The 22999-nt window shown below is 70.3% G+C and carries 22 protein-coding genes and 2 pseudogenes; 9 read left to right on the forward strand and 15 right to left on the reverse strand.

Features of this window, described 5'->3' with window-relative positions; translation table 11 throughout:
- Nucleotides 1-63: 63 nt before the first annotated feature.
- The 3 genes and pseudogenes from SY2F82_RS09225 to SY2F82_RS09235 form a co-directional block, all read left to right on the forward strand.
- Nucleotides 64-765, forward strand: a complete 702-nt coding sequence (locus SY2F82_RS09225; protein ID WP_200418466.1) for a hypothetical protein — start codon at nt 64-66, stop codon at nt 763-765.
- Nucleotides 766-1100: 335 nt separating this feature from the next.
- A complete protein-coding gene (locus SY2F82_RS09230) occupies nt 1101-1763 on the forward strand; it encodes a zinc-dependent alcohol dehydrogenase family protein (RefSeq protein WP_200418467.1) in 663 nt (220 codons plus the stop codon).
- A 15-nt stretch (nt 1764-1778) separates the two neighbouring features.
- A pseudogene (locus SY2F82_RS09235) lies at nt 1779-2213 on the forward strand (hypothetical protein); the annotation flags it as partial.
- Nucleotides 2214-2363: 150 nt separating this feature from the next.
- Here the strand turns inward: SY2F82_RS09235 and SY2F82_RS09240 are convergent.
- Both SY2F82_RS09240 and SY2F82_RS09245 read right to left on the reverse strand, forming a co-directional pair.
- Nucleotides 2364-3692, reverse strand: coding sequence for a class I SAM-dependent RNA methyltransferase (locus SY2F82_RS09240; protein ID WP_200418469.1), 1329 nt, complete (start codon nt 3690-3692; stop codon nt 2364-2366).
- Nucleotides 3693-3828: 136 nt separating this feature from the next.
- Nucleotides 3829-5889 (reverse strand): APC family permease, encoded by a 2061-nt coding sequence (locus tag SY2F82_RS09245; protein WP_200418470.1) that lies wholly within the window; start codon nt 5887-5889, stop codon nt 3829-3831.
- A 284-nt stretch (nt 5890-6173) separates the two neighbouring features.
- Here SY2F82_RS09245 and SY2F82_RS09250 point away from each other — a divergent pair, with 284 nt between their 5' ends.
- Entirely contained in the window at nt 6174-6845 is a 672-nt protein-coding gene (locus tag SY2F82_RS09250; RefSeq protein ID WP_200418471.1) for a TrkA family potassium uptake protein, read from the forward strand.
- Nucleotides 6845-7522, forward strand: coding sequence for a TrkA family potassium uptake protein (locus SY2F82_RS09255; protein WP_200418472.1), 678 nt, complete (start codon nt 6845-6847; stop codon nt 7520-7522). The genes SY2F82_RS09250 and SY2F82_RS09255 overlap by 1 nt, the downstream gene beginning before the upstream one ends.
- Nucleotides 7523-7798: 276 nt before the next feature.
- On the opposite strand, the gene SY2F82_RS09260 is transcribed toward SY2F82_RS09255, so the two are convergent.
- The 7 genes from SY2F82_RS09260 to SY2F82_RS09290 form a co-directional block, all read right to left on the reverse strand.
- Nucleotides 7799-8521, reverse strand: a complete 723-nt coding sequence (locus SY2F82_RS09260) for a DUF3159 domain-containing protein (protein WP_200418473.1) — start codon at nt 8519-8521, stop codon at nt 7799-7801.
- 3 nt (nt 8522-8524) lie between these two features.
- Complete coding sequence (locus tag SY2F82_RS09265; RefSeq protein ID WP_200418474.1) at nt 8525-8923, reverse strand: OB-fold nucleic acid binding domain-containing protein; 399 nt, start codon at nt 8921-8923, stop codon at nt 8525-8527.
- Nucleotides 8924-9001: 78 nt separating this feature from the next.
- Nucleotides 9002-9685 (reverse strand): response regulator, encoded by a 684-nt coding sequence (locus SY2F82_RS09270; RefSeq protein WP_200418475.1) that lies wholly within the window; start codon nt 9683-9685, stop codon nt 9002-9004.
- On the reverse strand, nt 9682-12225 hold the full coding sequence (locus SY2F82_RS09275) for a sensor histidine kinase KdpD (RefSeq protein WP_200418476.1): 2544 nt from the start codon (nt 12223-12225) through the stop codon (nt 9682-9684). Before SY2F82_RS09275 ends, SY2F82_RS09270 begins: the two co-directional genes overlap by 4 nt.
- A 229-nt stretch (nt 12226-12454) precedes the next feature.
- Nucleotides 12455-13213, reverse strand: a complete 759-nt coding sequence (locus SY2F82_RS09280; RefSeq protein ID WP_103839165.1) for a DUF3710 domain-containing protein — start codon at nt 13211-13213, stop codon at nt 12455-12457.
- A gap of 1 nt (nt 13214) precedes the next feature.
- Entirely contained in the window at nt 13215-13730 is a 516-nt protein-coding gene (gene dut / locus SY2F82_RS09285; protein WP_200418477.1) for a dUTP diphosphatase, read from the reverse strand.
- Nucleotides 13727-14311: a PaaI family thioesterase gene (locus SY2F82_RS09290; RefSeq protein WP_200418478.1), complete on the reverse strand. Its 585-nt coding sequence runs from the start codon at nt 14309-14311 to the stop codon at nt 13727-13729. Before SY2F82_RS09290 ends, dut begins: the two co-directional genes overlap by 4 nt.
- A gap of 58 nt (nt 14312-14369) precedes the next feature.
- Here SY2F82_RS09290 and SY2F82_RS09295 point away from each other — a divergent pair, with 58 nt between their 5' ends.
- Nucleotides 14370-14843 carry a DUF3093 domain-containing protein gene (locus SY2F82_RS09295; RefSeq protein WP_200418479.1) on the forward strand — a complete coding sequence of 158 codons (474 nt, stop codon included), beginning with the start codon at nt 14370-14372 and terminating at the stop codon, nt 14841-14843.
- Nucleotides 14844-14850: 7 nt separating this feature from the next.
- Here SY2F82_RS09295 and SY2F82_RS09300 read toward each other — a convergent pair whose 3' ends face one another.
- The 4 genes from SY2F82_RS09300 to SY2F82_RS09315 form a co-directional block, all read right to left on the reverse strand.
- The gene (locus tag SY2F82_RS09300; protein WP_200418480.1) at nt 14851-15759 is read right to left on the reverse strand and encodes a hypothetical protein; all 909 of its coding nucleotides are present in this window, start codon (nt 15757-15759) and stop codon (nt 14851-14853) included.
- Nucleotides 15760-15772: 13 nt separating this feature from the next.
- Complete coding sequence (locus SY2F82_RS09305; protein WP_003993510.1) at nt 15773-16069, reverse strand: DUF4193 domain-containing protein; 297 nt, start codon at nt 16067-16069, stop codon at nt 15773-15775.
- Nucleotides 16070-16460: 391 nt separating this feature from the next.
- Nucleotides 16461-17693, reverse strand: a complete 1233-nt coding sequence (locus SY2F82_RS09310; protein WP_200418648.1) for a cell wall metabolism sensor histidine kinase WalK — start codon at nt 17691-17693, stop codon at nt 16461-16463.
- Nucleotides 17694-17698: 5 nt separating this feature from the next.
- Nucleotides 17699-18352: a response regulator transcription factor gene (locus SY2F82_RS09315; protein WP_010353034.1), complete on the reverse strand. Its 654-nt coding sequence runs from the start codon at nt 18350-18352 to the stop codon at nt 17699-17701.
- Between the two features lie 419 nt (nt 18353-18771).
- On the opposite strand from SY2F82_RS09315, the gene SY2F82_RS09320 reads away from it, so the two are divergent.
- The gene (locus SY2F82_RS09320) at nt 18772-18945 is read left to right on the forward strand and encodes a hypothetical protein (RefSeq protein WP_200418481.1); all 174 of its coding nucleotides are present in this window, start codon (nt 18772-18774) and stop codon (nt 18943-18945) included.
- Nucleotides 18946-19155: 210 nt separating this feature from the next.
- Here the strand turns inward: SY2F82_RS09320 and SY2F82_RS09325 are convergent, their stop codons facing one another.
- Nucleotides 19156-19986 (reverse strand): inositol monophosphatase family protein, encoded by an 831-nt coding sequence (locus SY2F82_RS09325; protein ID WP_200418482.1) that lies wholly within the window; start codon nt 19984-19986, stop codon nt 19156-19158.
- Entirely contained in the window at nt 19983-21110 is a 1128-nt protein-coding gene (locus SY2F82_RS09330) for a ferrochelatase (RefSeq protein WP_200418483.1), read from the reverse strand. Before SY2F82_RS09330 ends, SY2F82_RS09325 begins: the two co-directional genes overlap by 4 nt.
- A 41-nt stretch (nt 21111-21151) precedes the next feature.
- Between SY2F82_RS09330 and SY2F82_RS38750 the strand changes: the two are divergent.
- Together SY2F82_RS38750 and SY2F82_RS09335 are read left to right on the forward strand one after the other, a co-directional pair.
- Nucleotides 21152-21397, forward strand: a pseudogene (locus tag SY2F82_RS38750) (hypothetical protein); the annotation flags it as partial.
- Nucleotides 21357-22676 (forward strand): D-arabinono-1,4-lactone oxidase, encoded by a 1320-nt coding sequence (locus tag SY2F82_RS09335; protein WP_200418484.1) that lies wholly within the window; start codon nt 21357-21359, stop codon nt 22674-22676. The pseudogene SY2F82_RS38750 and the gene SY2F82_RS09335, both read left to right, overlap by 41 nt.
- The last annotated feature ends 323 nt before the right edge of the window (nt 22677-22999 follow it).

Here is a 22999-nt window from a genome sequence, read left to right on the forward strand (position 1 = left end):
GGAGACTGTCGGCGGCCACTCGTCCTGTTAGCGAGCCCACGGCGGGGCTGGCAGACTGACTCTGTGGTTCCGCTGATGGTCGCGGCGGATCAGATCGCGTCCTCATCGCTTACCGGCGCCAGTGTGGTATCAGTCTGCGCACTGCTCTTCACCGTCGCGTCGTTCTGGTGGCTCAACGCCCGACAGGGACGCCTGCAGGCGTGGGAACCTCATTCCTTCGCGGCGATCGTCCACGGTTCCACGGCACGCCTACGACTGCCTCTCGTCCTGCACAACACCGGTCCCAAACCGATCGTCGTGCAGGACCTCATCCTGACCTTCCCTGATGAACCCGCCTCTCATCTGCCCCTCCTGTGGGTGTCCTCCCCGCCCCGGCTCCAACCGGGGCCGGACGAGGAGGCGAAGCTGCCCGCCGGATTCGTCGTGCCCGGCAGAGAAGCGCAACAACTCTTCCTCGAGTTCGACGCACCGTTTTCCGGATTCCTCCCGGAGGCCCGTGACTACAAGGCCCAGCTACAAGTTCGGGTCGGCCACCGCAAGGGTTGGCGCCCCCTTTTGACGTTCACCTTGAGAGCGGCCAACATCATCGATCCGGATCGCTACACCGTCTACAACAACGCACCGGTCGAGCTGACGAAGGAAGATCAGAGAAGAGCGGACGCGGCGCTCCTCGAGTTGCTGGAAGAGCACGGGGACGGCTCCCCTCCGAGCGGCAGGAAACAGAGAGACCCGCCGAATGACGGCGACGCCGACACGAACAGCTGATACGAAGTCTCGGATCGGCGTCACCGGGAATTTGCTCCGTGGTCATGTTCCGCCGCCGAGAGCCTTCCCGAAGCCGGGCGTAGCGTGAAGTGACGGATGCCTGTCCGAACTCGTGCTGCAGCGAGCGGGTCCAAGGCACGAGCACGGGCCTCGGCAGACCTATGAACCCAGAGCACTTACATGCTCGCCTTGTTTGAGTCGGTAAGGGGTTGGAGGAGTCCGATGCCGATCACAGCCTCGCCAGCGGCCAGGGCGCCCACCTCAGCATCGCCGCCTGAAGCCTTTGCCGAATTTCTCGCGGACCGAGAGACGGAAGGCCGCTCATCCCTCGATCCATGCGCGCGCTCGTAGCCGTAGCGGCCGGCGAGCCCACCGATGTCCTGCGGCTGGAATCCCGGCCTGTTCCCACGCCGGACGCCGGTCAGGCGTTGATCCGTGTGAAGGCGACCCCGGTTCACGCGAGTGATCTGCACGTGCTGCGCGGCCGCTACGGCTTCTCGCCGGAGTTTCCCGCTGTCGGGGGCTACATGGAGTGCGTGGGCCGTGTCGCGGACCTGGGCCCGCAAACCGAAGGGCTGAAGGTCGGTGAGCGCGTGGTGGCCGCCGCGATCCCGGCTGTACCCGGACCCCCTGTGGCAGGCACCTGGCAGGAATACCTCGTCGCCGACACGCGCAGGCTGCTGTCGGTCCCCGACCATCTGAGCGACTCCACCGCCTGTCAACTCGCCGTCAATCCATTGACCGCGCTGCTCCTCGTTACGCGCGAACTCGACGTACAGCCGGGCGAATGGCTGTTGCAGACCGCCGCCGGCTCCACAGTGGGCCGGCTCGTGATCCAGCTGTCCCGGCATCTGGGGATTCGTACGATCGATGTCGTGCGCCGACGTGCTGCTGTCGAGGAGATCACAGCGCTCGGTGGAGGCGAGGTCATCTGCACAGAGGACGAGGACCTGGTGCAGCGCGTCGCTGAGATCGCGGGACCGACCGGCGTTCGGTAGGCCGCCGACTGTGTCGCGGGCCCCGTCGGCGCCCAAGTGTCCCAGGCACTGGCTCCCGGAGGAGAGCTGGTCGTATACGGCGCGCTCTCCACCCACCGAAAGACCGACCCAGCAGCGCTGACGATCCCTCTCCAGGCGCGCTCGGTCATCTACGAGACCAAAAAAGTCCGTGGCTTCTGGCTGAACCGCTGGTTCGGCAGCGCCTCGCCGGAGGACGCGCTGCGCGCGCTGGCCCAGGTGCGCGGTCTCGTCGCCGATGGGGTGCTGAGCATCCCCCAGGGCCGGCCGTTCCCGCTCGAAGCTTTCGCAGAAGCCGTCACGCTCGCCGAAGCACCCGCACACGGCACCAAGCCACTGTTCGTCTTCGATGACGAGCGGGACGAACATGACAGCACATCAGAAGGAGCGTCATCTCAGCGTCGAGATGATGTGCCGCCGTCCGCGCCGTAACGGTGAACGTTCACCCGTCGACCCGGCACGACGTCACGAAACGGCAGGTCAGCGTCGTTCGTGAGGCATACGACGCGCTTCACGTCATGCACTTCGGGGAACAGGTCGAGCACACCCGGCCACGCCTGAGAAACCCGAGAAAGCTGCAGGTCAGGGCCGCTTTGCAGCGGGTTCCAGAATCGCCACACACTCCACGTGCGACGTCATCGGAAACAGATCGAACGCCCGAAGCGTCCGCACCCGGTACCCGCCCTCCCGGAAGTACGCCAGGTCCCGTGCCAGGGCGGCCGGGTCGCAGGCGACGTAGGCGATCCTGCGTGCGCCCAGCGAGGAGAGGTGGGCGACCGCCCTGCGGCCCGCGCCCGCCCGCGGCGGGTCGAGGACGATCAGGTCGACCTCCGTGATGCCCGTGCGCGGCAGGACCGATTCGACCTTGCCCTGTTCGATGCGGACGCGCGGGAAGTCGGCGAGGTTGTGCCGGGCGTCCTCCACCGCGCGCCTGCCCGACTCGATGCCGAGCACCGCGCCCTTCTCGCCGACCCGGTCGGCCAGCGCGCCCGCGAAGAGGCCGACGCCGCAGTACAGGTCGAGCGCCATGTCGCCCTTGCGCGGCAGCAGGCCCTGCATCACCGCCGTGACCAGGGTGTCCGCCGCCTTGGGGTGGACCTGCCAGAAGCCGCCGGCCCCGACGCGGTGCGTACGGCCGTCGGCGCGTTCGCGGACGAAGGGGCGGCCGTGGACGCGGTGGATGCCGCCCGTCTTCTCGTCGACGCGCAGGACGGAGACCGGCTTGTCCAGTTCCACCAGCGGCAGGCGCGCGCCAGGCTTCGGGGTCAGGATGACCTGGCGGTCCTGGGAACCCGTCGCCGCGATCGCCTCGACGGAGTCCATCCCCGTCCAGTCCCGCTTTTCGATGCCCAGCTCACTGACGCCCTCGGCGGCGATCAGGCAGTGGTCGATCGGCTCCACCTCGTGCGAGCGGTGCCGGCGCAGGCCCGCCCTGCCGGACGCGTCCACCGCGTACTGCACCCGCGTACGCCACTGGGGCACCTCGCCCGCCGGCAGCTTGTCACCCTCCGCCGGCACCACCGTGCCGTCCCAGCCCGCCTCCTCGGGCGTGAGGCCCGCGAGCCGGTGCAGCTGCTCGGCGATCACCTCGGCCTTCAGCCGGCGCTGTGCGCCCGGCTTGGCGTGCTGCCAGTCGCAGCCGCCGCAGCGGCCGGGGCCGGCGTAGGGGCAGGGGGCCTCCACGCGGTCCTTCGACGCCTCCAGCACGCGTACGGCGTCCGCGCGCAGGAAACGGGCTCCCTCCTCCCCCTCGGTCACCCGGGCCACGACCCGCTCGCCGGGCAGTGCGTGCCGGACGAAGAGGACCTGACCGGCGGCCGTACGGGCGATGCAGTGGCCGCCGTGGGCGACGGGGCCGATCTCGACCTCGTACTCCTCCCCCACCAGCGACTTCTTCGGTTCTGCCTGCATGGGGGGCGACTCCAGATCCAGAAATGCGGGAAACGGGCGCGAACACGACGACGGCGTGTCGACGGTTCGGCCGGACAACAGCCCACCAGTCTACGTGGGTGCCGTCCGGCCGTTCACCATGGTCCGGGGGCGGGCCTCAGCTCTGCGACGCCTGAGAGGCCGACGACTCCCGCGTCCGCTCCTGCGCCGGTCCGCGCCGCACCGCACCCGGCGCGTTCCACTCCTGCCGCTTGCGGGCGCGCCGCTTGGCCGCCTCCGAGGACGCCAGCTGGTACGGCACCGAGGTCACCATGACGCCCGGCGTGAACAGCAGCCGGCCCTTGAGCCGCAGTGCGCTCTGGTTGTGCAGCAGATGCTCGTACCAGTGGCCCACCACGTACTCGGGGATGATCACCGAGACGGCGTCGCGCGGGGACTCGCGGCGCAGGCCCTTGACGTACTCGATCACGGGGCGGGTGATCTCCCGGTACGGCGAGTCGAGGACCTTCAGCGGCACGTCGATGCCGCGCCGCTCCCACTCCTCCCTCAGCGCCTTCGTCTCCGCCGGGTCGACGTTGACGCTGAGTGCCTCCAGGCTGTCGGAGCGCAGCAGTTTGGCGTAGGCGAGGGCGCGCAGCGTGGGTCGGTGGATCTTGGAGATCAGGACCACCGAGTGGACCCGGGAGGGGCGCACACTGTCGTCGCTGGGGCCCTCGGGCGCGGCGAGTTCCTCGGCCACACCGTCGTAGTGGCGACGGATCGCGGTCATCGTCGCGAAGAAGATGCACATGCCGAGCAGGGCGACCCAGGCGCCGTGCGTGAACTTCGTGACCAGGACGACGACCAGCACCAGACCGGTGAAGAAGGCGCCGAAGGCGTTGATGGCGCGCGAACGGATCATGTGGCGGCGCTTGGCCTGGTCCTTCTCCACGGCCAGGTGCCGGTTCCAGTGCTTGACCATGCCGGTCTGGCTGAGCGTGAAGGAGACGAACACGCCCACGATGTAGAGCTGGATCAGCCGGGTCGAGTCGGCGCCGTAGATGAAGATCAGCAGTGTCGCCGCGCCGGCCAGCAGCACGATGCCGTTGGAGAAGGCCAGGCGGTCGCCGCGGGTGTGCAGCTGGCGCGGCAGGTAGCGGTCCTGGGCGAGGATCGAGCCGAGCAGCGGGAAGCCGTTGTAGGCGGTGTTCGCGGCGAGGAACAGCACCAGCGCGGTGGCGGCCGCAAGGACGACGAACAGGAAGCTGCCCTTGCCGAAGACGGCCTCGGCGACCTGCGAGATCACCGGGTTCTGGACGTATCCGGAGCCGAGCGGGTTGCCGTTGTGGAGCAGGTCGGTGGCCGGGTGCTCGGCCATGCGGACCTTGGTCGTCATGGCGAGGACGATGATGCCGCAGAACATGGTGACGGCGAGCAGGCCCATCATCGCGAGCGTGGTCGCCGCGTTCTTCGACTTGGGCTTGCGGAAGGCCGGGACGCCGTTGGAGATCGCCTCCACACCGGTGAGGGCGGCGCAGCCGGAGGAGAAGGCGCGCAGGAGGAGGAAGACGAGCGCGAAGCCCGCTATGCCCTGGTGCTCGGCCTTGATCTGGTACGCGGCCGTGGGCGCCCGCATGGTGTCGTCGAGGACCAGCCCGCGGAAGGCACCCCACGCGATCATGATGAAGACGCCCGCGACGAAGACGTAGGTCGGGATCGCGAACAGCGTGCCGGACTCCTTGACGCCGCGCAGGTTCATCAGTGTGAGCAGCACGACCACGGCGACCGCGCAGAACACCTTGTGCTCGACGACGAACGGGATCGCCGAGCCCAGGTTCTCGATGCCGGACGAGATCGACACGGCGACCGTGAGGACGTAGTCGACGAGCAGGGCGCTGGCGACGGTGAGGCCGGCCTTGGGACCGAGGTTGGTGGTGGCCACCTCGTAGTCGCCGCCGCCGCTGGGGTACGCGTGCACGTTCTGCCGGTAGGAGGCGACCACCGTGAACATGAGCACGACGACGGCGACGGCGATCCAGGGGCTGAAGTGGTAGGCCGACACGCCCGCGATGGAGAGGACCAGCAGAACTTCTCCGGGCGCGTACGCGACGGAGGAGAGCGGGTCGGAGGCGAAGACGGGGAGTGCGATGCGCTTCGGCAGGAGCGTTTCCCCCAGCCGGTCGCTGCGCAGTGCGCGCCCGATCAGGATCCGTTTGGGCACGTCGGTCAGTTTGGACACAACAGAGGATCGTAAGGGGTCGTTCGGGCGCCCCTCCACCCGCGGGAGGAGATCTGCCTCACGAGTGAAATGCGTGAGGGGGCGCGCTGCGGATTCCGCAGGTGAGGGGTTCGGCATGACTCTATGACAAAACCCCTTCGGCTGCCGCCCGGGAGGTTGCCCGTACGACGGGCGCGGCATGGTGCACGGGGGTCCCCTGTACGGACCGCGCGTGTGTAGCTTGGGCGGCGGTCTGAGAACCTGGTTGGACTGAGTCATAAACCATTGACATCGGAAGGACGGTCGTGCACATCGTCATCATGGGCTGCGGAAGAGTGGGTTCCGCTCTGGCCCAGACCCTGGAGCAACAGGGGCACACGGTCGCAGTGATCGACCAGGACCCCACCGCCTTCCGACGACTGGGCTCCGGGTTCGGCGGCCGTCGTGTCACCGGCGTCGGCTTCGACCAGGACACCCTGCGCGAGGCGGGCATCGAGGAGGCCGGTGCCTTCGCCGCCGTCTCGAGCGGCGACAACTCGAACATCATCGCGGCGCGGGTCGCCCGCGAGATGTTCGGCATCGAGAACGTCGCGGCCCGGATCTACGACCCCCGCCGCGCCGAGGTCTACCAACGGCTCGGCATCCCGACCGTGGCCACGGTCCGCTGGACGGCGGACCAGATGCTGCGGCGTCTGCTGCCGTCCGGTGCGGAGCCGCTGTGGCGCGACCCCACCGGCGGGGTCCAGCTCGCCGAGGTGCACGCGTCGGCGAAGTGGGTCGGCCACAAGATCAGCAAGCTGCAGGAGGAGACCGGCGTCCGGGTCGCGTTCCTCACCCGGCTGGGCGAGGCGATGCTGCCCACCTCGCAGACGGTGCTGCAGGAGGGCGACCTCGTGCACGTGATGATGCGGACGGACGACGTCGAGAAGGTCGAGACGGCGTTCGCCGAGGGCCCTGAAGAGGAGAGCGGTCACTGATGAGGGTCGCCATTGCCGGTGCCGGCGCGGTCGGTCGCTCGATCGCGGGCGAACTGCTGGAGAACGGCCACGAGGTCCTTCTCATCGACAAGGCGCCGACCGCGATCTCGGTCGAGCGCGTCCCGCAGGCGGAGTGGCTGCTGGCCGACGCCTGTGAGATCACATCCCTGGACGAGGCGGCGCTCCAGCGCTGCAACGTGGTCATCGCCGCGACGGGCGACGACAAGGTGAACCTGGTCGTGTCGCTGCTGGCGAAGACGGAGTACGGCGTCCCGCGCGTCGTCGCCCGGGTCAACAACCCGAAGAACGAGTGGCTGTTCAACGAGGCGTGGGGCGTGGACGTGGCCGTGTCCACCCCGCGCCTGATGTCGGCGCTGGTGGAGGAGGCGGTGAGCGTCGGCGACCTGGTCCGTCTGCTCCGCTTCAGCCACGGCGACGCGAACCTGGTCGAGCTGACCCTGCCGCCCGAGTCGGCCCTGGCGGGTACGCAGGTGGGCGATGTGCAGTGGCCCGAGGACACGTCCCTGGTGACGATCATCCGCGGCACCCGGGTCCTGACCCCGTCCCGGGAGGACTCCCTGGAGGCGGGCGACGAACTGCTCTTCGTGGCGGCCCAGGCACGCGAGGGTCAGCTGGAGGAACTGCTGTCGGTGCGCAGGGAGGACGCGGCGGGCTAGGCCGCGAGGCTGCGGGCTTCGGGTGCGCCTGGCATCTCCGGGCGCACCACACCCTTCAGCGGAGCACCCTTGGGTAGCGGCCCCCTTGAGTGGGGCCACCCGGCAGCCGAGGCCGGCGACCGCCGGCCCGGCCGGGGCGCCCCCTGCTCGAAGAGCTCGGAGGAGATCGAGGACGAGCCGTTCAGACCGAAGCAGGGGCCTGCGGGCGACAGCCCCCAGGCCGAAGCGGGGCGCCTGCGGGCGACAGCCCCCGACGGCCACCCCGCCACCGGGGGACTAAGCCTCCCGACGGTGCCGCCCGGCCCCTTCGCTCTTGGCGGCAGCCTCTTCGGCCTCCATCTCCGCGAACACGTCGATCGGCGCGGGCGCTTTCGCCAGGAACACCCACGTCAGCCACACGGCGAGCAGGAACGGCGGGATCTTCAGCGCGATCAGGACCCAGCCCAGCTGGGCGGTGTTCGCCCACCAGTACAGGGGGAACAGGATCGCGCACTTGCCGAGCAGGATCAGCCCCCAGGCCCAGCTGGCCTTGGCGTAGGCCTTCTTACGGCCCGGGTTGCGCGTACGCCAGGAGAGGTTCTCCTTGAAGACCGGGCCGAGGATCAGGCCGATCAGCGGCACCCCGGCGAGCGTGGTGATGATGTACGCGAGGCCGAGGCCCAGCGTGTAGAGCATGCCCGGCAGGTAGAAGTCCTTCGCGTTGCCGGTCATCATCGCGAAGACCACGCCGAACGCCACGCCGAAGACACCGCTGAACGCGTGCTTCACGGTGTCCCGCATGGCGAGGCGGACCACCACCAGCAGCAGGGACACCGCGAGCGCGACGATCGCCGACCAGTGCAGGTTCTTGTTGATGGTGAAGATCGTGACGAAGAACAGGCCGGGCACCACGGTCTCGACCATGCCGCGGACCCCGCCGAACGCCTCGAAGAGCGCGGCCTCGGTCACCGCCCGCGAATCCTGCTGGGCGTCTTCGGTCGGCTTCTCGAGTGACGTCACCGGCTACTCCCGTCCGAGCGGTCTGAGTTCGTACTTGGGGTTGAACAGCACTCTGCGGCCCCGGCTCATCGAGATCCGGCCCGACGCGATCAGCTTGCGTCCCGGCTCTATCCCGACGATCGAGCGCCTGCCGAGCCACACCACGTCCAGCGCGGCCGAACCGTCGAACAGCTCGGCCTCCAGGGCCGGGACACCGGCCCGCGGGCGCAGCGTGACCGTGCGCAAGGTACCAGTAACCGTGACGATCTGTCGGTCGTGGCAGTCGCCGATCCGCGTACAGCCCGCGGTCTCGGCGTCCTCCCGTAGTTCCTCGGACTCCAGGTCCTCCTGCGACGAGGAGAGCCGGTCCAGCATGCGCCGGAGGCGACCCACCGGCTTTTCGGAACGAGGAACAGCGCTCATACAGAAAGCGTACCGGGGGGCGCCGACACGGATGTACCGGCGGCACGGCCCCTCACTGCCCCGGCCGGGCTTCCGGCCTCACTTCTCGAACCGGTACCCCATCCCAGGCTCCGTTATGAAGTGCTGGGGATGCGACGGGTCCGTCTCCAGCTTCCGCCGCAGCTGGGCCATGTACACGCGCAGGTAGTTCGTCTCCGTCCCGTACGACGGCCCCCACACCTCCTGCAACAGCTGTTTCTGGCCGACCAGGCGGCCGGTGTTGCGGACCAGCACCTCCAGCAGGTGCCACTCCGTGGGTGTGAGGCGTACGTCCTTCCCGGACCGGTTGACCTTCTTCGCGGCCAGGTCGACCGTGAAGCCCTCGGTCTCCACGATCACGTCGTCCTCGCCGCCTCCGTTCGGCTCCGCGCGGCGGACCGCGGCGCGCAGGCGGGCCAGCAGCTCGTCCATGCCGAACGGCTTGGTGACGTAGTCGTCGGCGCCCGCGTCCAGCGCCTCGACCTTCTCGTCGGAGGAGTGGCGGGCGGACAGCACGATGATCGGCACCCGGGTCCAGCCGCGCAGCCCCTTGATCACCTCGACGCCGTCCAGGTCGGGCAGCCCGAGGTCCAGCACCACGACGTCGGGGTGGCGGGCGGCGGCGAGCCGGAGCGCGGTCGCGCCGTCGGTGGCCGCGTCGACGTCGTACTTGCGCGCCTTCAGGTTGATCACGAGGGCGCGCACGATCTGCGGCTCGTCATCGACCACGAGCACCCGGGTCATGTGGTCTGCCTTTCCGGTTCGGCGACTCGTACGGGGTGGTGGGCGCCGTTCACGGCCCGCAGGGTGAGGACCATCGTGAGCCCTCCGCCGGGAGTGTCCTCCGCGTTCAGGGTGCCGCCCATGGCCTCGGCGAAGCCACGGGCGACCGCGAGGCCGAGGCCGACGCCGGCGCCGCGCGGGGCGTCGCCGTAGCGCTGGAAGGGCTCGAAGATGCGTTCCTTCGCCTCGTCGGGGACGCCCGGGCCGCGGTCGACGACGCGCACCTCCACCCGGTCGGCGAGGGCGCTTGCGGCGATCAGGACGGACGAGCCGAGGGGGCTGTACTTGACCGCGTTCTCGACGAGGTTCGCCACCGTGCGCTCCAGCAGCCCGGCGTCCACGGCGACCATCGGCAACGTCTCGGGGACGTCGAGTTCCACGCTGTCCTCCGGCACGCCGCCGAGCGCCATCGGGACCACCTCGTCGACGTCGATCTCCCGGATCAGCGGGGTGACGGTGCCGGTCTGGAGGCGGGACATGTCGAGCAGGTTGCCGACCAGGTGGTCGAGCCGGTCGGCGCCCTCCTCGATCGCCGCCAGCAGCTCCGCGCGGTCCTCGTCGGACCACTCCACGTCGTCCGACCTGAGGGAGGTCACCGATGCCTTGATGCCCGCGAGCGGGGTGCGCAGGTCATGGCTGACGGCGGCCAGCAGGGCGGTACGGATGCGGTTGCCCTCGGCGAGGGTGCGGGCCTGTTCGGCCTCCTTCTGCAGACGCTGCCGGTCCAGGACCACCGCGGCCTGCGCGGCGAAGGCTGCCAGCACCCGGCGGTCGGAGGCGGGCAGGACGCGCCCGGACAGCGCGAGCGCCATGTGCTCCCCGGCGGGCACGTCCACGTCCGCGTCCTCCGGCCGCCCGACCGGGGTGCCGGGGCCGACGCTGCCCGCGCAGGTCCAGGGCGCGACGTCGCTCTCCCGCTCCAGCAGTGCGGCGGACTCCATGCCGAAGGTCTCCCGCACCCGCTCCAGCAGCGCCTCCAGGCTGGACTCGCCGCGCAGCACGCTGCCCGCGAGGAAAGAGAGGATCTCGGACTCGGCGCGCAGCCTGGCCGCCTGGTGGGTGCGCCGGGCGGCCAGGTCCACCACCGAGGCCACCGACACCGCGACCGCGACGAAGATCGCGATGGCGACGATGTTCCGGGGGTCGGCGATCGTCAGCCGGTGCAGCGGAGGCGTGTAGTAGTAGTTCAGCAGCAAGGAGCCGAAGGCAGCCGAGGCGAGCGCCGGCAGCAGCCCGCCGAGCAGCGCCGCCGCCACGGTCAGCGCCAGGAACAGCAGCATGTCGTTGGCGAGGCCCAGGTCGACGGTGTTCAGCAGCAGCGCCAGGACAACCGGACCGAGGACGCCGACCAGCCAGCCGGCGAGGATGCGCGTACGGCCGAGGCGTGCCCCCCGGGCCACCGGCAGACCGCGGCCCTTGGCGACCTCCTCGTGGGTGACGATGTGCACGTCGAGGTCGGGCCCGGACTCGCGGGCGACCGTGGCACCGACGCCGGGTCCGAAGACGTACTGCCAGGCCTTGCGGCGCGAGGAGCCGAGGACGATCTGGGTGGCGTTCACCCCGCGGGCGAAGTCGAGCAGCGCCGCGGGGATGTCGTCGCCCACCACGTGGTGGAAGGTGCCGCCCAGGTCCTCGACGAGGGTGCGCTGGACGGCGAGTTCCTTGGGCGAGGCGGAGGTGAGCCCGTCGCTGCGGGCGATGTAGACGGCCATCACCTCACCGCCGGCGCCCTTCTCCGCGAGGCGGGCGGCGCGCCGGATCAGGGTCCGTCCCTCGGGGCCACCGGTGAGCCCGACGACGATCCGCTCGCGGGAGCCCCAGATCGCCGACACCTGGTGCCGGCTGCGGTACTCGTTCAGGTATTCGTCGACCCGGTCCGCCACCCACAGCAGGGCCAGCTCGCGCAGCGCGGTCAGGTTTCCGGGCCGGAAGTAGTTCGACAGGGCGGCGTCGATCTTGTCGGGCTGATAGATGTTGCCGTGCGCCATGCGCCGGCGCAGTGCCTGCGGAGACATGTCGACGAGCTCTATCTGGTCGGCGCGGCGCACGACCTCGTCGGGGACGGTCTCGCGCTGCCGTATGCCCGTTATCGACTCCACCACGTCGCCGAGGGACTCCAGGTGCTGGATGTTGACGGTGGAGACGACGTCGATCCCGGCGGCCAGGAGGTCCTCGACGTCCTGCCAGCGCTTGGCGTTGCGGGAGCCGGGGACATTGGTGTGGGCGAGTTCGTCCACCAGGGCGACGGCGGGGGCGCGGCGCAGCACGGCGTCCACGTCCATCTCGGTGAAGGAGCTTCCGCGGTACGCCAGCTCCCTGCGCGGGACCTGCTCCAGTCCGTGCAGCATCACCTCGGTCCGGGACCGGCCGTGGTGCTCCACGAAGCCGACCACGCAGTCCGTGCCCCGCTCGACGCGCCGGTGTGCCTCGGACAGCATGGCGTAGGTCTTGCCGACGCCCGGTGCCGCACCGAGGTAGATCCGAAGCTTGCCGCGTCCCATGGCCCCATTGTCTTCCGGTGTCTTCCCGCCGCAGCTGCGCACGCTGCGTCGACCTTACGGCCAATAATCACGTCATATGGGGCATGGAACGGCGGGCGGGGCATCTTTGACGCAACCCTGATACGCCCGTCGGACCCGTGTCCGACATGGGGAAAACGACTGTGGGGCCGCGCCCCTCGGCGAGGGATGCGGCCCCGTGGTGTGCCTGCCCGGCGGCAGTGCCCGGCTGCTAGCGGACCTCGGTGATCTCCGGGCCGCGCTGCAGCTGGCCCATACCGCCGGAGAAGCGGGAGCCCTCCTCCTGCTGGACGCCCTCGGGCACCATCTGGGCGTCGTTCGGCAGCTTCAGGACGATCGGGTCGCGCGGTGCCATGGGGCCCTCGCCGCGGACCACCACCGTGTCGCGGAAGATCTGCTCGAGCAGGCCGGCGGCCTGCGGCTGCACGGCGCCCTGCCCGGAGATCACGCCGCGCAGGAACCAGCGGGGACCGTCCACGCCGACGAACCGCACGACCTGGAACCCGCTCGTGCCGTCCGGCAGCTGTACCGGCACCTGCGCGCGCAGCTCCCAGCCCAGCGGCCCCTCGACCTCGTCGACGATGCCACCCTGCTGGGTGATGCCGCCGGCGATCTCCTCGCGCACCTCGCCCCAGATGCCCTCGCGCTTGGGCGCGGCGAACGCCTGGAGCTGGATGGCGCTGTCGCGCAGCACGACGGTCGCCGCGACGATCGCGTCGCCCGCGACCTCGACCCGCAGCTCCATGCCCTCGACGCCGGGCACGAACAGCCCGCCCAGGTCCACCCGGCCCTCGCCGGGCTCCCGGACCTCGGACACGTCCCAGGGCCCGTCGGGCCGGGGCTCGGGCTCCAGCCTCACGCGCTCGCGCTCGACCTCGTCGTCCGCCTCAGTGTCGACACCGTCGACGACCTGCTCGGCCTCGCCGGCCGCGTCCTCGGCGGCACCCTTCTTCTTGCGACGTCCGAACACGTCACTGTCCTTCCCGGTCGGATACGACCGAAGCGTATCGATTCCCACCCGTTGTGCCGCCCACGGCGGCATGACCGCCGGTGGACCCGAAGCCCCCCTCGGCCCGCGCGGAGTCGGGAAGCTCCGCGACCTCCTGGAAGCGGACCCTCTCGACCTGCTGGACGACCAGTTGGGCAATCCGGTCGAAGCGCTCGAACCGCACGGACTCGCGCGGGTCGAGATTCACCACGATCACCTTGATCTCCCCACGGTACCCGGCATCCACCGTCCCCGGGGCATTGACGAGGGCGACACCGCAGCGTGCGGCGAGACCGGACCGCGGATGCACGAAGGCCGCGTACCCCTCGGGCAGCGCCACAGACACGCCGGTGGGCAGAACGGCCCGTTCACCGGGCGCGAGTTCGCAGGCGACGGTGGTGCGCAGATCGGCTCCCGCGTCACCGGGGTGCTCGTACGCCGGAAGCGGTACCTCCGGGTCAACACGCCGGATCAGCACGTTCACAGGTTCGCGGCTCACGGGTTCACCTCGAAGGCTCGTACGCGCCGGAGCTGGTCCGGGTCGTCCATGGCCGCCCGGATCTCCTGGGGGCGGCCGTGCTCGGTGAAGTGGTCCACCTTCACCTCGATGAACAGGGCCTCGGCACGGACGGCGACGGGCCCCTCGGGGCCGCCGATCCGCCCGGTCGCCCTCGAGTAGATCTTCCGCCCGGCCACCGCCGTCACTTCGGCCTCCAGATACAGCACGGTACCCACGGGCACGGGCCGTACGAAGTCTGTCTCCAGCCGTCCTGTGACCGCGATGGTGCGCAGGAGCCAGTTCAGGGAGCCCAGGGTCTCGTCGAGGGCGGTGGCGAGGACCCCGCCGTGGGCGAGGCCGGGCGCGCCCTGGTGGGCGGGCCGGACGGTGAACTCGGCGGTGACGGACACCCCGTCACCGGCCCTCGCCTCGAGACGCAGCCCGTGCGGCTGCTCTCCCCCGCACCCGAAGCACTGCCCGTAGTGCGCGCCGAGCGGCTCGCCCGGCGCCGGGGCGTCGGGGTGCCGTACGGGCGCGACCGCGTCGGCGGGGGGCGTCAGACCGGAGGAAGTACCACTCACAGGCGCAGACCTTACCCGCGCGTGAACGTGCCGCGGACACCGTGCCAAGCTTGGCTCCATGCAGCTCTCCGCGTCGCCGTACGAAGAACGCCTGACCGCGCCCCGCACGTGGTGGCTGATGTGCCTCCTGGTCGGTGTCGCCATGGCCCTGGTGCTGCTGCCGTTCGGCACGCTGCCGCTGCTCGGCGGACTGGTCGGCGGCACCGCGGCCTCGGCGGTCGTGGCCAGTTCCTACGGCTCGCCCCGTATCCGTGTGGTCGGCGATGCGCTGATCGCGGGCGAGGCGAAGATCCCGGTGTCGGCGCTCGGCGAGGCGGAGGTTCTGGACCAGGAGGAGGCCCGCGCCTGGCGCACGTACAAGGCGGACACGAGGGCTTTCATGCTGCTGCGCGCGTACATCCCGACGGCGCTGAAGGTGGAGGTCACTGATCCGGCCGACCCGACGCCGTACCTGTACCTGTCGACCAGGGAACCGGAGAAGCTGGCGGCGGCGATCAAGGCGGCCCGGGCGGAGAGCCGGGGCACGGTCTAGGAGGCGCTCAGCCCTCGATCGGCGAGGGACCCGGCGGCTTCTCCAGCGGCGGCAGTTCCGGCAGCGCCTCCCACGGCACCTGCATCCTGCGCAAATCCTTGCGGACCCGCTGCGCGACCCTCCGGGTGTCGCGGCGGTTCATGACCGCGCCCACCGCGGCTCCCACCATGAACGGCATCAGGTTCGGCAGGTCCCGCACCATCCGTTTCATGATCCGCTGCCGCAGTTCCCGCTTCATGCGCCCGCCGAGGGCGGCGTCGATCGTGGCGGGGTTGGTCATGTCGATCCCGCGTTCGCCGGCCCAGGACCTCAGATACAGGGTGCTGCGCTGAGCGAGGGTGCCCGGCGGCCGCAGCCCGTACACCTCGTGCAGTTCGGCGATCAGCTTCAGCTCGATCGCCGCGACGCCGGTGATCTCCGCGGCCAGCTCGGTCGGCATGGCAGGCGGCACCGGCAGCATCGCCGCGGCGCCCACTCCGGCCCCGACCGTGGCCGTCGCCCCTGCCGCTCCCGCGACGAGTTTGTCGGCGATCTCCTCGGGCCCGAGGCCGGGGAACTGCCTGCGCAGTGTCTCGAGGTCCCGTACCGGGATGCGCGGGGCCATGTCGATGATCCGGTCGGCGAGATACGCCAGAGCCGCTCTTGCCGCACTGCCGCCCTTGCGGACGCCCTCCCGGACTCCTGTACGGACTCCCTCGCGGACGGCGACCGCACGGCGTCGTGCGGCAGGTGCCGGAGCATCGGCCGGCACCAGGGGCCCCACGGGGGCCGCTGGGGCGTGCGGTTCGAGCGAGGCTGTTCCCTCACCGGAAGAGCCCCGCTCGTCGTCACGTGCGCCGTGGGAGCCCTCGTGGGGCTCCTGCTCCGCTCCCCTGTGCGAGAAGCGGCGCTTCCAAGGAGGGGTCGAGCCGGTCACGGCCGACCCTGCCTCAGTCGCAGTCGCGGCAGATCGGCTGCCCGTTCTTCTCCCGGGCCAGCTGGCTGCGGTGGTGCACCAGGAAGCAGCTCATGCAGGTGAACTCGTCCTGCTGCTTCGGGAGCACCCGGACGGCCAACTCCTCGTTGGAGAGGTCGGCGCCCGGCAGCTCCAGGCCCTCGGCGGCCTCGAACTCGTCGACGTCTACTGCGGAAGCGGACTTGTCGTTCCGCCGGGCCTTCAGCTCTTCAAGGCTGTCGGAGTCGACGTCGTCGTCGGTCTTGCGTGGGGTGTCGTAATCCGTTGCCATTTCGCTCTCCCCCTCTGGGTGTCTGCGGTGTCTCCAGCGCACGTAACGCGTGAGAGGCCGGACTTGTGCCCGCCTCGAGGCGGAGATTTTGCCTCACATCAAGGTCTGTTACTCAATCGACACCCAACCGGACTCCTCAAGAGTGATCGGCTTGGATGGCGAAGCGGACCGTACACGGTCCCGGTGGCACAGTTCAAAGGCATCTCACCGCGTACTACCCGTGATCAAGGCACCGGAAAACCCGGATATTCCGGCTTTGTGGGCACTCACAGCATCACGGAGAGTAGGTGGCTGGAAAAATGTCCTTGTGATCGATCACACATGACCAAACCAGGACCCGTGCCCGAAAATTCCGCGCAAAGCGAACGTCGGGCGGGATCTCCGGCATCTGTCACAGCGGCAGGGTGACACGCATCACAAGCCCACCCCCTTCGCGCGGCTGTGCGCTGATGTGGCCGCCGTGGGCGCGTGCGACGGACCTGGCGATGGACAGGCCGAGGCCCACGCCCTTGTCGCTGCCCGTGCGCTCCGTGCGCAGCCGCGTGAAGGGCTCGAAGAGGTTGTCGATCTCGTACGCGGGGACCACCGGGCCGGTGTTGGAGACGACGAGTACCGCCTGGCCGTGCTGGGCCTGGGTGGTCACCTCGACCCAGCCGCTCTCCGGAATGTTGTAGCGCACCGCGTTCTGCACGAGGTTCAGGGCGATCCGCTCCAGCAGGACGCCGTTGCCCTGGACGACCACGGGGGCGCGCTCGCCGCGGATCTCGACGCCCTTGGCCTCCGCCTCGGCGTGCACCTGGTCGATGGCCTGGGAGGCCACCTCGGCGATGTCGACCGGCTTGCGCTCGACGATCTGGTTGTCGCTGCGGGCGAGCAGCAACAGGCCCTCCACGAGCTGTTCGCTGCGCTCGTTGGTGGCGAGCAGCGTCTTGCCGAGCTGCTGCAGTTCGGCGGGTGCCCCGGGGTCGGACAGGTGTACCTCGAGCAGCGTGCGGTTGATGGCGAGCGGGGTGCGCAGCTCGTGCGAGGCGTTGCCGACGAACCGCTGCTGGGCCATGAACGCGCGCTGCAGCCGCTCCAGCATGTCGTCGAAGGTGTCCGCGAGCTCCTTCAGCTCGTCGTCCGGGCCGTCCAGCTCGATACGGCGGGACAGGTCCGAGCCGGCCACCGCGCGCGCGGTGCGGGTGATCCGGCCGAGCGGCGAGAGCACACGGCCGGCCATGGCGTACCCGAAGGCGAAGGCGATCACGGCGAGGCCGAGCAGGGCCAGCAGCGACTGGCTGAGCAGGTTGTCCAGGGCGTGCTGGCGCTGCTCGTTCACGCAGGCGTCCAGGGCGTCGTTGAGTACGCTCGCCGAGGTCTGCTGCGGGAGGTTGCAGGTGTCGCTGGCCACCTGGCCCTGCAGGATCTTGAACGGCAGTTCGCTGCCCACGTTGAGGGCGTGCGCCGCGAACAGGTAGATGATCGACAGCAGCAGGATGCCGGCGATCAGGAACATGCCGCCGTACAGCAGCGTGAGCCTTATGCGGATGGTCGGGCGCAACCAGGGGAACGGCAGTTCCGGCCTGCGGGGGTCCCAGGTGGGCTTGGGCGGTGCCGTGGGTGGTGCGGGTGTCGTGGCCACGGTCATCAGATCCGGTATCCGGAGCCGGGAACGGTGACGATGACGGGCGGCTCGCCGAGCTTGCGGCGCAGGGTCATCACGGTCACGCGTACGACGTTGGTGAAGGGATCGGTGTTCTCGTCCCAGGCCTTCTCCAGCAGCTGCTCGGCCGAGACGACGGCGCCCTCGCTGCGCATGAGGACCTCGAGGACGGCGAACTCCTTGGGGGCGAGCTGCACCTCGCGCCCGTCGCGGAAGACCTCGCGGCGGTTGGGGTCGAGCTTGATCCCGGCGCGCTCCAGGACGGGCGGCAGCGGGACGCTCGTACGCCGGCCGAGGGCGCGCACGCGCGCGATGAGCTCGCTGAACGCGAACGGCTTCGGGAGATAGTCGTCGGCGCCGATCTCCAGGCCCTCCACGCGGTCGCTGACGTCGCCGGACGCGGTAAGCATCAGCACGCGCGTGGGCATGCCGAGCTCGACGATCTTGCGGCAGACGTCGTCGCCGTGCACGAGCGGGAGGTCACGGTCGAGGACGACCACGTCGTAGTCGTTGACGCCGATGCGCTCCAGGGCGGCCGCACCGTCGTACACGACGTCGACGGCCATGGCCTCCCGGCGCAGTCCGGTGGCCACCGCATCGGCGAGCAGCTGCTCGTCCTCGACGACGAGTACGCGCACGTCGCTTGTCCTTCCTCTGTCCACCCGGGTGACCCGTTTGCGGGCAGCCCACGGGCAGTTTCTGTCACGGGTTGTGGGCTCCATCCTGCCCTTTTCGACCGTAAACCGGCTGTAAGGCGGCGGGAAGCGGCCCGCGGGCGGATCCGCAGGTCCGGGAATGCGAAATTTTCTCGCGCGGTTGAGGTTTCCGCGGAAGGCAGCGGGGGGAGGACGGCTTTACACCCCGCGATCACGCTCTGCATGTGGCACACCACCACGTGGTCGGCTGCTCACCACTTCCCGTAGAGCGGGCGTGGGTGTCCGGCACCGTCGCCGCCCAGCCAGGGCTGCGCTGGGCACCCAATGGAGACGTGATCGCCCCTTCCCATACGGCACACCCCCGTGCCACCGACCCACGACCCAGGACGAGGGGGCGCAGCATGGACGCATTCACCGCAGGACTTCTGCAGCGCATACGGGCGACCGAGTCCGACCTGACGCGGGCCCGCGAAACCGGCGACGACTTCCTCGTGGACGTCGAACAGTCGGAGCTCGACGACCTGCACCGCCTTGCCGCCGAGCACGGTGTGGAAGTCACGGCGACGCGCGTCTGATCAGCTCGCAGCAGGCGGGGCCCCGGCAGATCCAGGCCGGGGCCCCGCTTCATGCGTACGGAGCCTGCTGCGAGACGAGGACCCTGCGCGGCCCCACGGGGGCGCGGAAGGTGGTCCCTCGGGCCTCCAGGGCCAGGTCCGGCCCGCGCCCGGGCACCCCGGCGGCGACCGCCGCCCTGAGGCGCAGGCGCGGGGCCGGGCGTCAGGTCCTCAGTCGTGCCACGCCCCCAGTTCCTCCAGCCGCGTCTGGAGGTGTTCGAAGAGGGGCGGTGGAGCCGCGATCGTCAGTTCCGGGGAGACCGGCTCCCCGGGGCGGCCGCCGGTCCGGGCGCCCGCCTCGCGGGCGATCAGGTCGCCCGCCGCGTAGTCCCAGGGGTTCAGGCCGCGCTCGTAGTACGCGTCCAGGCGGCCCGCCGCCACGTCGCACAGGTCGATCGCGGCGGAGCCGCCCCGGCGGATGTCCCGCACCTCGGGGATCATCCGGCGGACCACCTCCGCCTGCCGGGCCTTGCGCTCGGCGAGGTAGCCGAAGCCGGTGCCCACCAGGGCGAGGCCCAGGGCGGGCGCGGGGCGCACGCGCGCGGGGCGGTCGTTCAGGAACGCGCCCCCGTCCAGGACGGCACGGAAGGTCTCCTGGCGCATGGGCACGTGGACCACCCCGACGAGCGTCTCCCCGTCCTTGCGGGCCGCGATGGAGATCGCCCAACTGGGGAGTCCGTACAGGTAGTTGACGGTGCCGTCGATCGGGTCGATCACCCACTCGACACCGCTGCTGCCCTCGACGCTGGCACCCTCCTCGCCGAGCAGGCCGTCGGCGGGCCGGCGGTCGGCGAGCAGCCCGGTGATCAGCTTCTCGGCGGCGATGTCCATCTCGGTGACCACGTCGATGGCGCTGGACTTGGTGGCGGCCACCCCGAGGTCGTCGGGGCGCCCGTCGCGCAGGAAGGCGCCCGCGCGCGTGGCGGCCTCCAGCGCGATCTCGAGGAGTTCGGCCTTCAGCCGCTCGGTCGGTTCGGACTGCTCGGTCACGGTGCTCCTCATGCGTACGGGCTGTCGGCGCCCGCCGCGGCGGGCTTGGGGGCGCGGGCCGGGCAGCACCCGACCGGGCAGACGTTGTGGCTCGGGCCCAGGGCGCCGAGGGCGCAGGGGGTCACCTGCTGCCCGCGCTCGGTCGCGGCGCGCTCGACGATCAGGTCACGGATCGCGGCGGCGAACCGCGGGTCGGCGCCCACGGTGGCCGAGCGGCGCACCGGCAGCCCCAGCTCCTCGGCCTTCGCCGTGGCCTCCGTGTCGAGGTCGTACAGCACCTCCATGTGGTCCGAGACGAACCCGATGGGTGCCATCACGACCGCCGGGACCCCTGCGCCGTGCAGCTGCTCCAGGTGGTCGCAGATGTCCGGCTCCAGCCACGGGATGTGCGGGGCGCCCGAGCGCGACTGGTAGACGAGCTGCCAGGGGTGGTCGACGCCGGTCCGCTCGCGCACCGCGTCGGCGACCAGCCGCGCGACGTCGAGGTGCTGCCGCACGTACGCCCCGCCGTCCCCGTGCTCCTCGGCGGGACCGGAGGTGTCCGCCGCGGAGGTCGGGATGGAGTGGGTGGTGAAGGCGATGTGCGCCCCGGCCCGGACGTCCTCGGGGAGGTCGGCCAGCGACTTCAGGACACCCTCGATCATCGGCTCCACGAAGCCCGGGTGGTTGAAGTAGTGCCGCAGCTTGTCGACCCGCGGCAGCTCCAGGCCCTCGGCCTCCAGGGTGGCCAGGGCGCCCGCGAGGTCCTCGCGGTACTGACGGCAGCCGGAGTACGAGGCGTACGCGCTGGTGGCGAGGACGAGGATGCGGCGGTGACCGTCGGCGACCATCTCGCGCAGGGTGTCGGTCACGTAGGGCGCCCAGTTGCGATTGCCCCAGTAGACGGGCAGGTCCAGGGCGTGGTCGGCGAAGTCCTTGCGGAGGGCGTCGAGCAGGGCGCGGTTCTGGCTGTTGATGGGGCTGACCCCGCCGAAGAGGAAGTAGTGCTGCCCCACCTCCTTCAGGCGCTCCTTGGGGATGCCCCGTCCCCGGGTCACGTTCTCCAGGAACGGGACCACGTCGTCCGGGCCCTCCGGGCCTCCGAACGAGAGGAGCAGCAGAGCGTCGTACGGGCTGGCGTCGAGTGCGTCGGGCATGTCTCCGATCCTGCCACCCGCCACCGACAGGAGGACCGGCCGCCCACCGCCGACGATGGCTGGGCGCATGCGCCGGGGCCGTGAGTATGATCCCCTTCCTACCGGTCGGAAACTTACCGTCTCCGATCATGGCGCTGTTCGTTGCGGGCCTGTCCGTCGCACCCTCGGTGATCACAACGGCTCTCGTCGAACGGTCGTACGGGCGTCACCGGCCGGGCAGGCCGGATCCGCGGCGGGGAGGGTCCCATGAGCACCACAGTGAGCGGGAAGAACGGCACGTGGCGTAACTGGGCGGGGAACGTCACCGCCCGGCCCGTACGGGCGGTCACCCCCGCCTCGGTCGAGGAGCTCTCCGCCGCCGTGCGGAAGGCGGCCGAGGACGGGCTCAGGGTGAAGGCCGTCGGCACCGGGCACTCCTTCACGGCCACCGCCGCGACCGACGGCGTGCTGATCCACCCTCAACTGCTGGCCGGGATCCGCGGCATCGACCGTGCGGCCGGCACGGTCACCGTCGAGGCGGGCACTCCCCTCAAGAGACTCAACACGGCGCTCGCGCGTGAAGGACTGTCCCTCACGAACATGGGCGACATCATGGAGCAGACCGTCTCGGGCGCCACCAGCACCGGCACGCACGGCACCGGCCGGGACTCCGGCTCGATCGCCGCGCAGATCAAGGGGCTCGAACTGGTGACGGCGGACGGCTCGGTGCTCACCTGTTCGGAGCGGGAGAACCCGGACGTCTTCGCGGCCGCCCGCATCGGCCTGGGCGCGCTCGGGATCATCACCGCGATCACCTTCGCGGTGGAGCCCCTCTTCCTGCTCACCGCCCGCGAGGAACCGATGCCGTTCGAGAAGGTCCTCGCCGAGTTCGACGAACTGTGGGCCGAGAACGAGCACTTCGAGTTCTACTGGTTCCCGCACACCGGGAACACCAACACCAAGCGCAACAACCGCAGTCTCGGACCCCGTCGGCCGATCGGGCAGGTGAGCGGCTGGTTCGAGGACGAGTTCCTCTCCAACGGCGTCTTCCAGGTGGCCAACCTGGTCGGCCAGGCCGTGCCCGCCACGATCCCGGCGATCGCCCGGATATCGAGCCGCGCCCTGTCGGCCCGTACGTACACCGACATCCCCTACAAGGTCTTCACCTCCCCGCGCCGGGTGCGGTTCGTGGAGATGGAGTACGCCGTCCCGCGCGAGGCCCTGGTCGAGACGCTGCGCGAACTGAAGACCATGGTCGACCGGTCGGACCTGCGCGTCAGCTTCCCCGTCGAGGTCCGCACCGCCCCGGCCGACGACATCGCCCTGTCCACGGCGTCCGGCCGGGACAGCGCCTACGTCGCCGTACACATGTTCCGCGGCACGCCCTATCAGGCGTACTTCACCGCCGCCGAGCGCATCTTCACGGCGCACGAGGGGCGCCCCCACTGGGGCAAGGTGCACACGCGCGACGCGGAGTACCTGGCCAAGGCCTACCCGCGCTTCGGCGAGTTCACCGCACTGAGGGACCGCCTCGACCCCGACCGGCGCTTCGGCAACGACTATCTGCGCCGGGTGCTGGGGGACTAGAGGATCTCGTTCGTCCGGAGCACCGCGAGTTGAGGGATGCTCAGAAGGACGGCGACACCCGAAGTGAATCGTTCCGTTTCTGCCGGTCAGATGAAGTACGCCACGTTTGAGGGCCACGAAAACGGCGCAGAGGACGGCCAACTCGTACCCCTTGCCAGAACTTGGGCGGCGTGCCGATCCACGCGCGTGGCCCGAATGGAGTACTGTTGCGAGCCCTGGGTCCGGTCTCCCGCCAGGGTGTCCGGGGCCTTGCTGGACCGCCGGGAGGGGGCTAGTTGCACAGGGTGACAGAGTTGGTCACTTTGCGTTGCGAATAGGTAACC

Source organism: Streptomyces sp. Y2F8-2, assembly GCF_014905555.1.
Lineage (GTDB): Bacteria > Actinomycetota > Actinomycetes > Streptomycetales > Streptomycetaceae > Streptomyces > Streptomyces cynarae.

Excerpts from the sequence above, each read along its gene's own strand:
- SY2F82_RS09270 (WP_200418475.1), bottom strand. The coding sequence starts at position 9,685 with ATGACCCGGGTGCTCGTGGTCGATGACGAGCCGCAGATCGTGCGCGCC.
- SY2F82_RS09265 (WP_200418474.1), bottom strand. The coding sequence starts at position 8,923 with ATGAGCGCTGTTCCTCGTTCCGAAAAGCCGGTGGGTCGCCTCCGGCGC.
- SY2F82_RS09325 (WP_200418482.1), bottom strand. The coding sequence starts at position 19,986 with ATGAGGAGCACCGTGACCGAGCAGTCCGAACCGACCGAGCGGCTGAAG.
- SY2F82_RS09255 (WP_200418472.1), top strand. The coding sequence starts at position 6,845 with ATGAGGGTCGCCATTGCCGGTGCCGGCGCGGTCGGTCGCTCGATCGCG.
- SY2F82_RS09230 (WP_200418467.1), top strand. The coding sequence starts at position 1,101 with ATGCGCGCGCTCGTAGCCGTAGCGGCCGGCGAGCCCACCGATGTCCTG.
- SY2F82_RS09320 (WP_200418481.1), top strand. The coding sequence starts at position 18,772 with ATGGACGCATTCACCGCAGGACTTCTGCAGCGCATACGGGCGACCGAG.
- SY2F82_RS09330 (WP_200418483.1), bottom strand. The coding sequence starts at position 21,110 with ATGCCCGACGCACTCGACGCCAGCCCGTACGACGCTCTGCTGCTCCTC.
- SY2F82_RS09305 (WP_003993510.1), bottom strand. The coding sequence starts at position 16,069 with ATGGCAACGGATTACGACACCCCACGCAAGACCGACGACGACGTCGAC.
- SY2F82_RS09275 (WP_200418476.1), bottom strand. The coding sequence starts at position 12,225 with ATGGGACGCGGCAAGCTTCGGATCTACCTCGGTGCGGCACCGGGCGTC.
- SY2F82_RS09295 (WP_200418479.1), top strand. The coding sequence starts at position 14,370 with ATGCAGCTCTCCGCGTCGCCGTACGAAGAACGCCTGACCGCGCCCCGC.
- SY2F82_RS09240 (WP_200418469.1), bottom strand. The coding sequence starts at position 3,692 with ATGCAGGCAGAACCGAAGAAGTCGCTGGTGGGGGAGGAGTACGAGGTC.
- SY2F82_RS09335 (WP_200418484.1), top strand. The coding sequence starts at position 21,357 with ATGAGCACCACAGTGAGCGGGAAGAACGGCACGTGGCGTAACTGGGCG.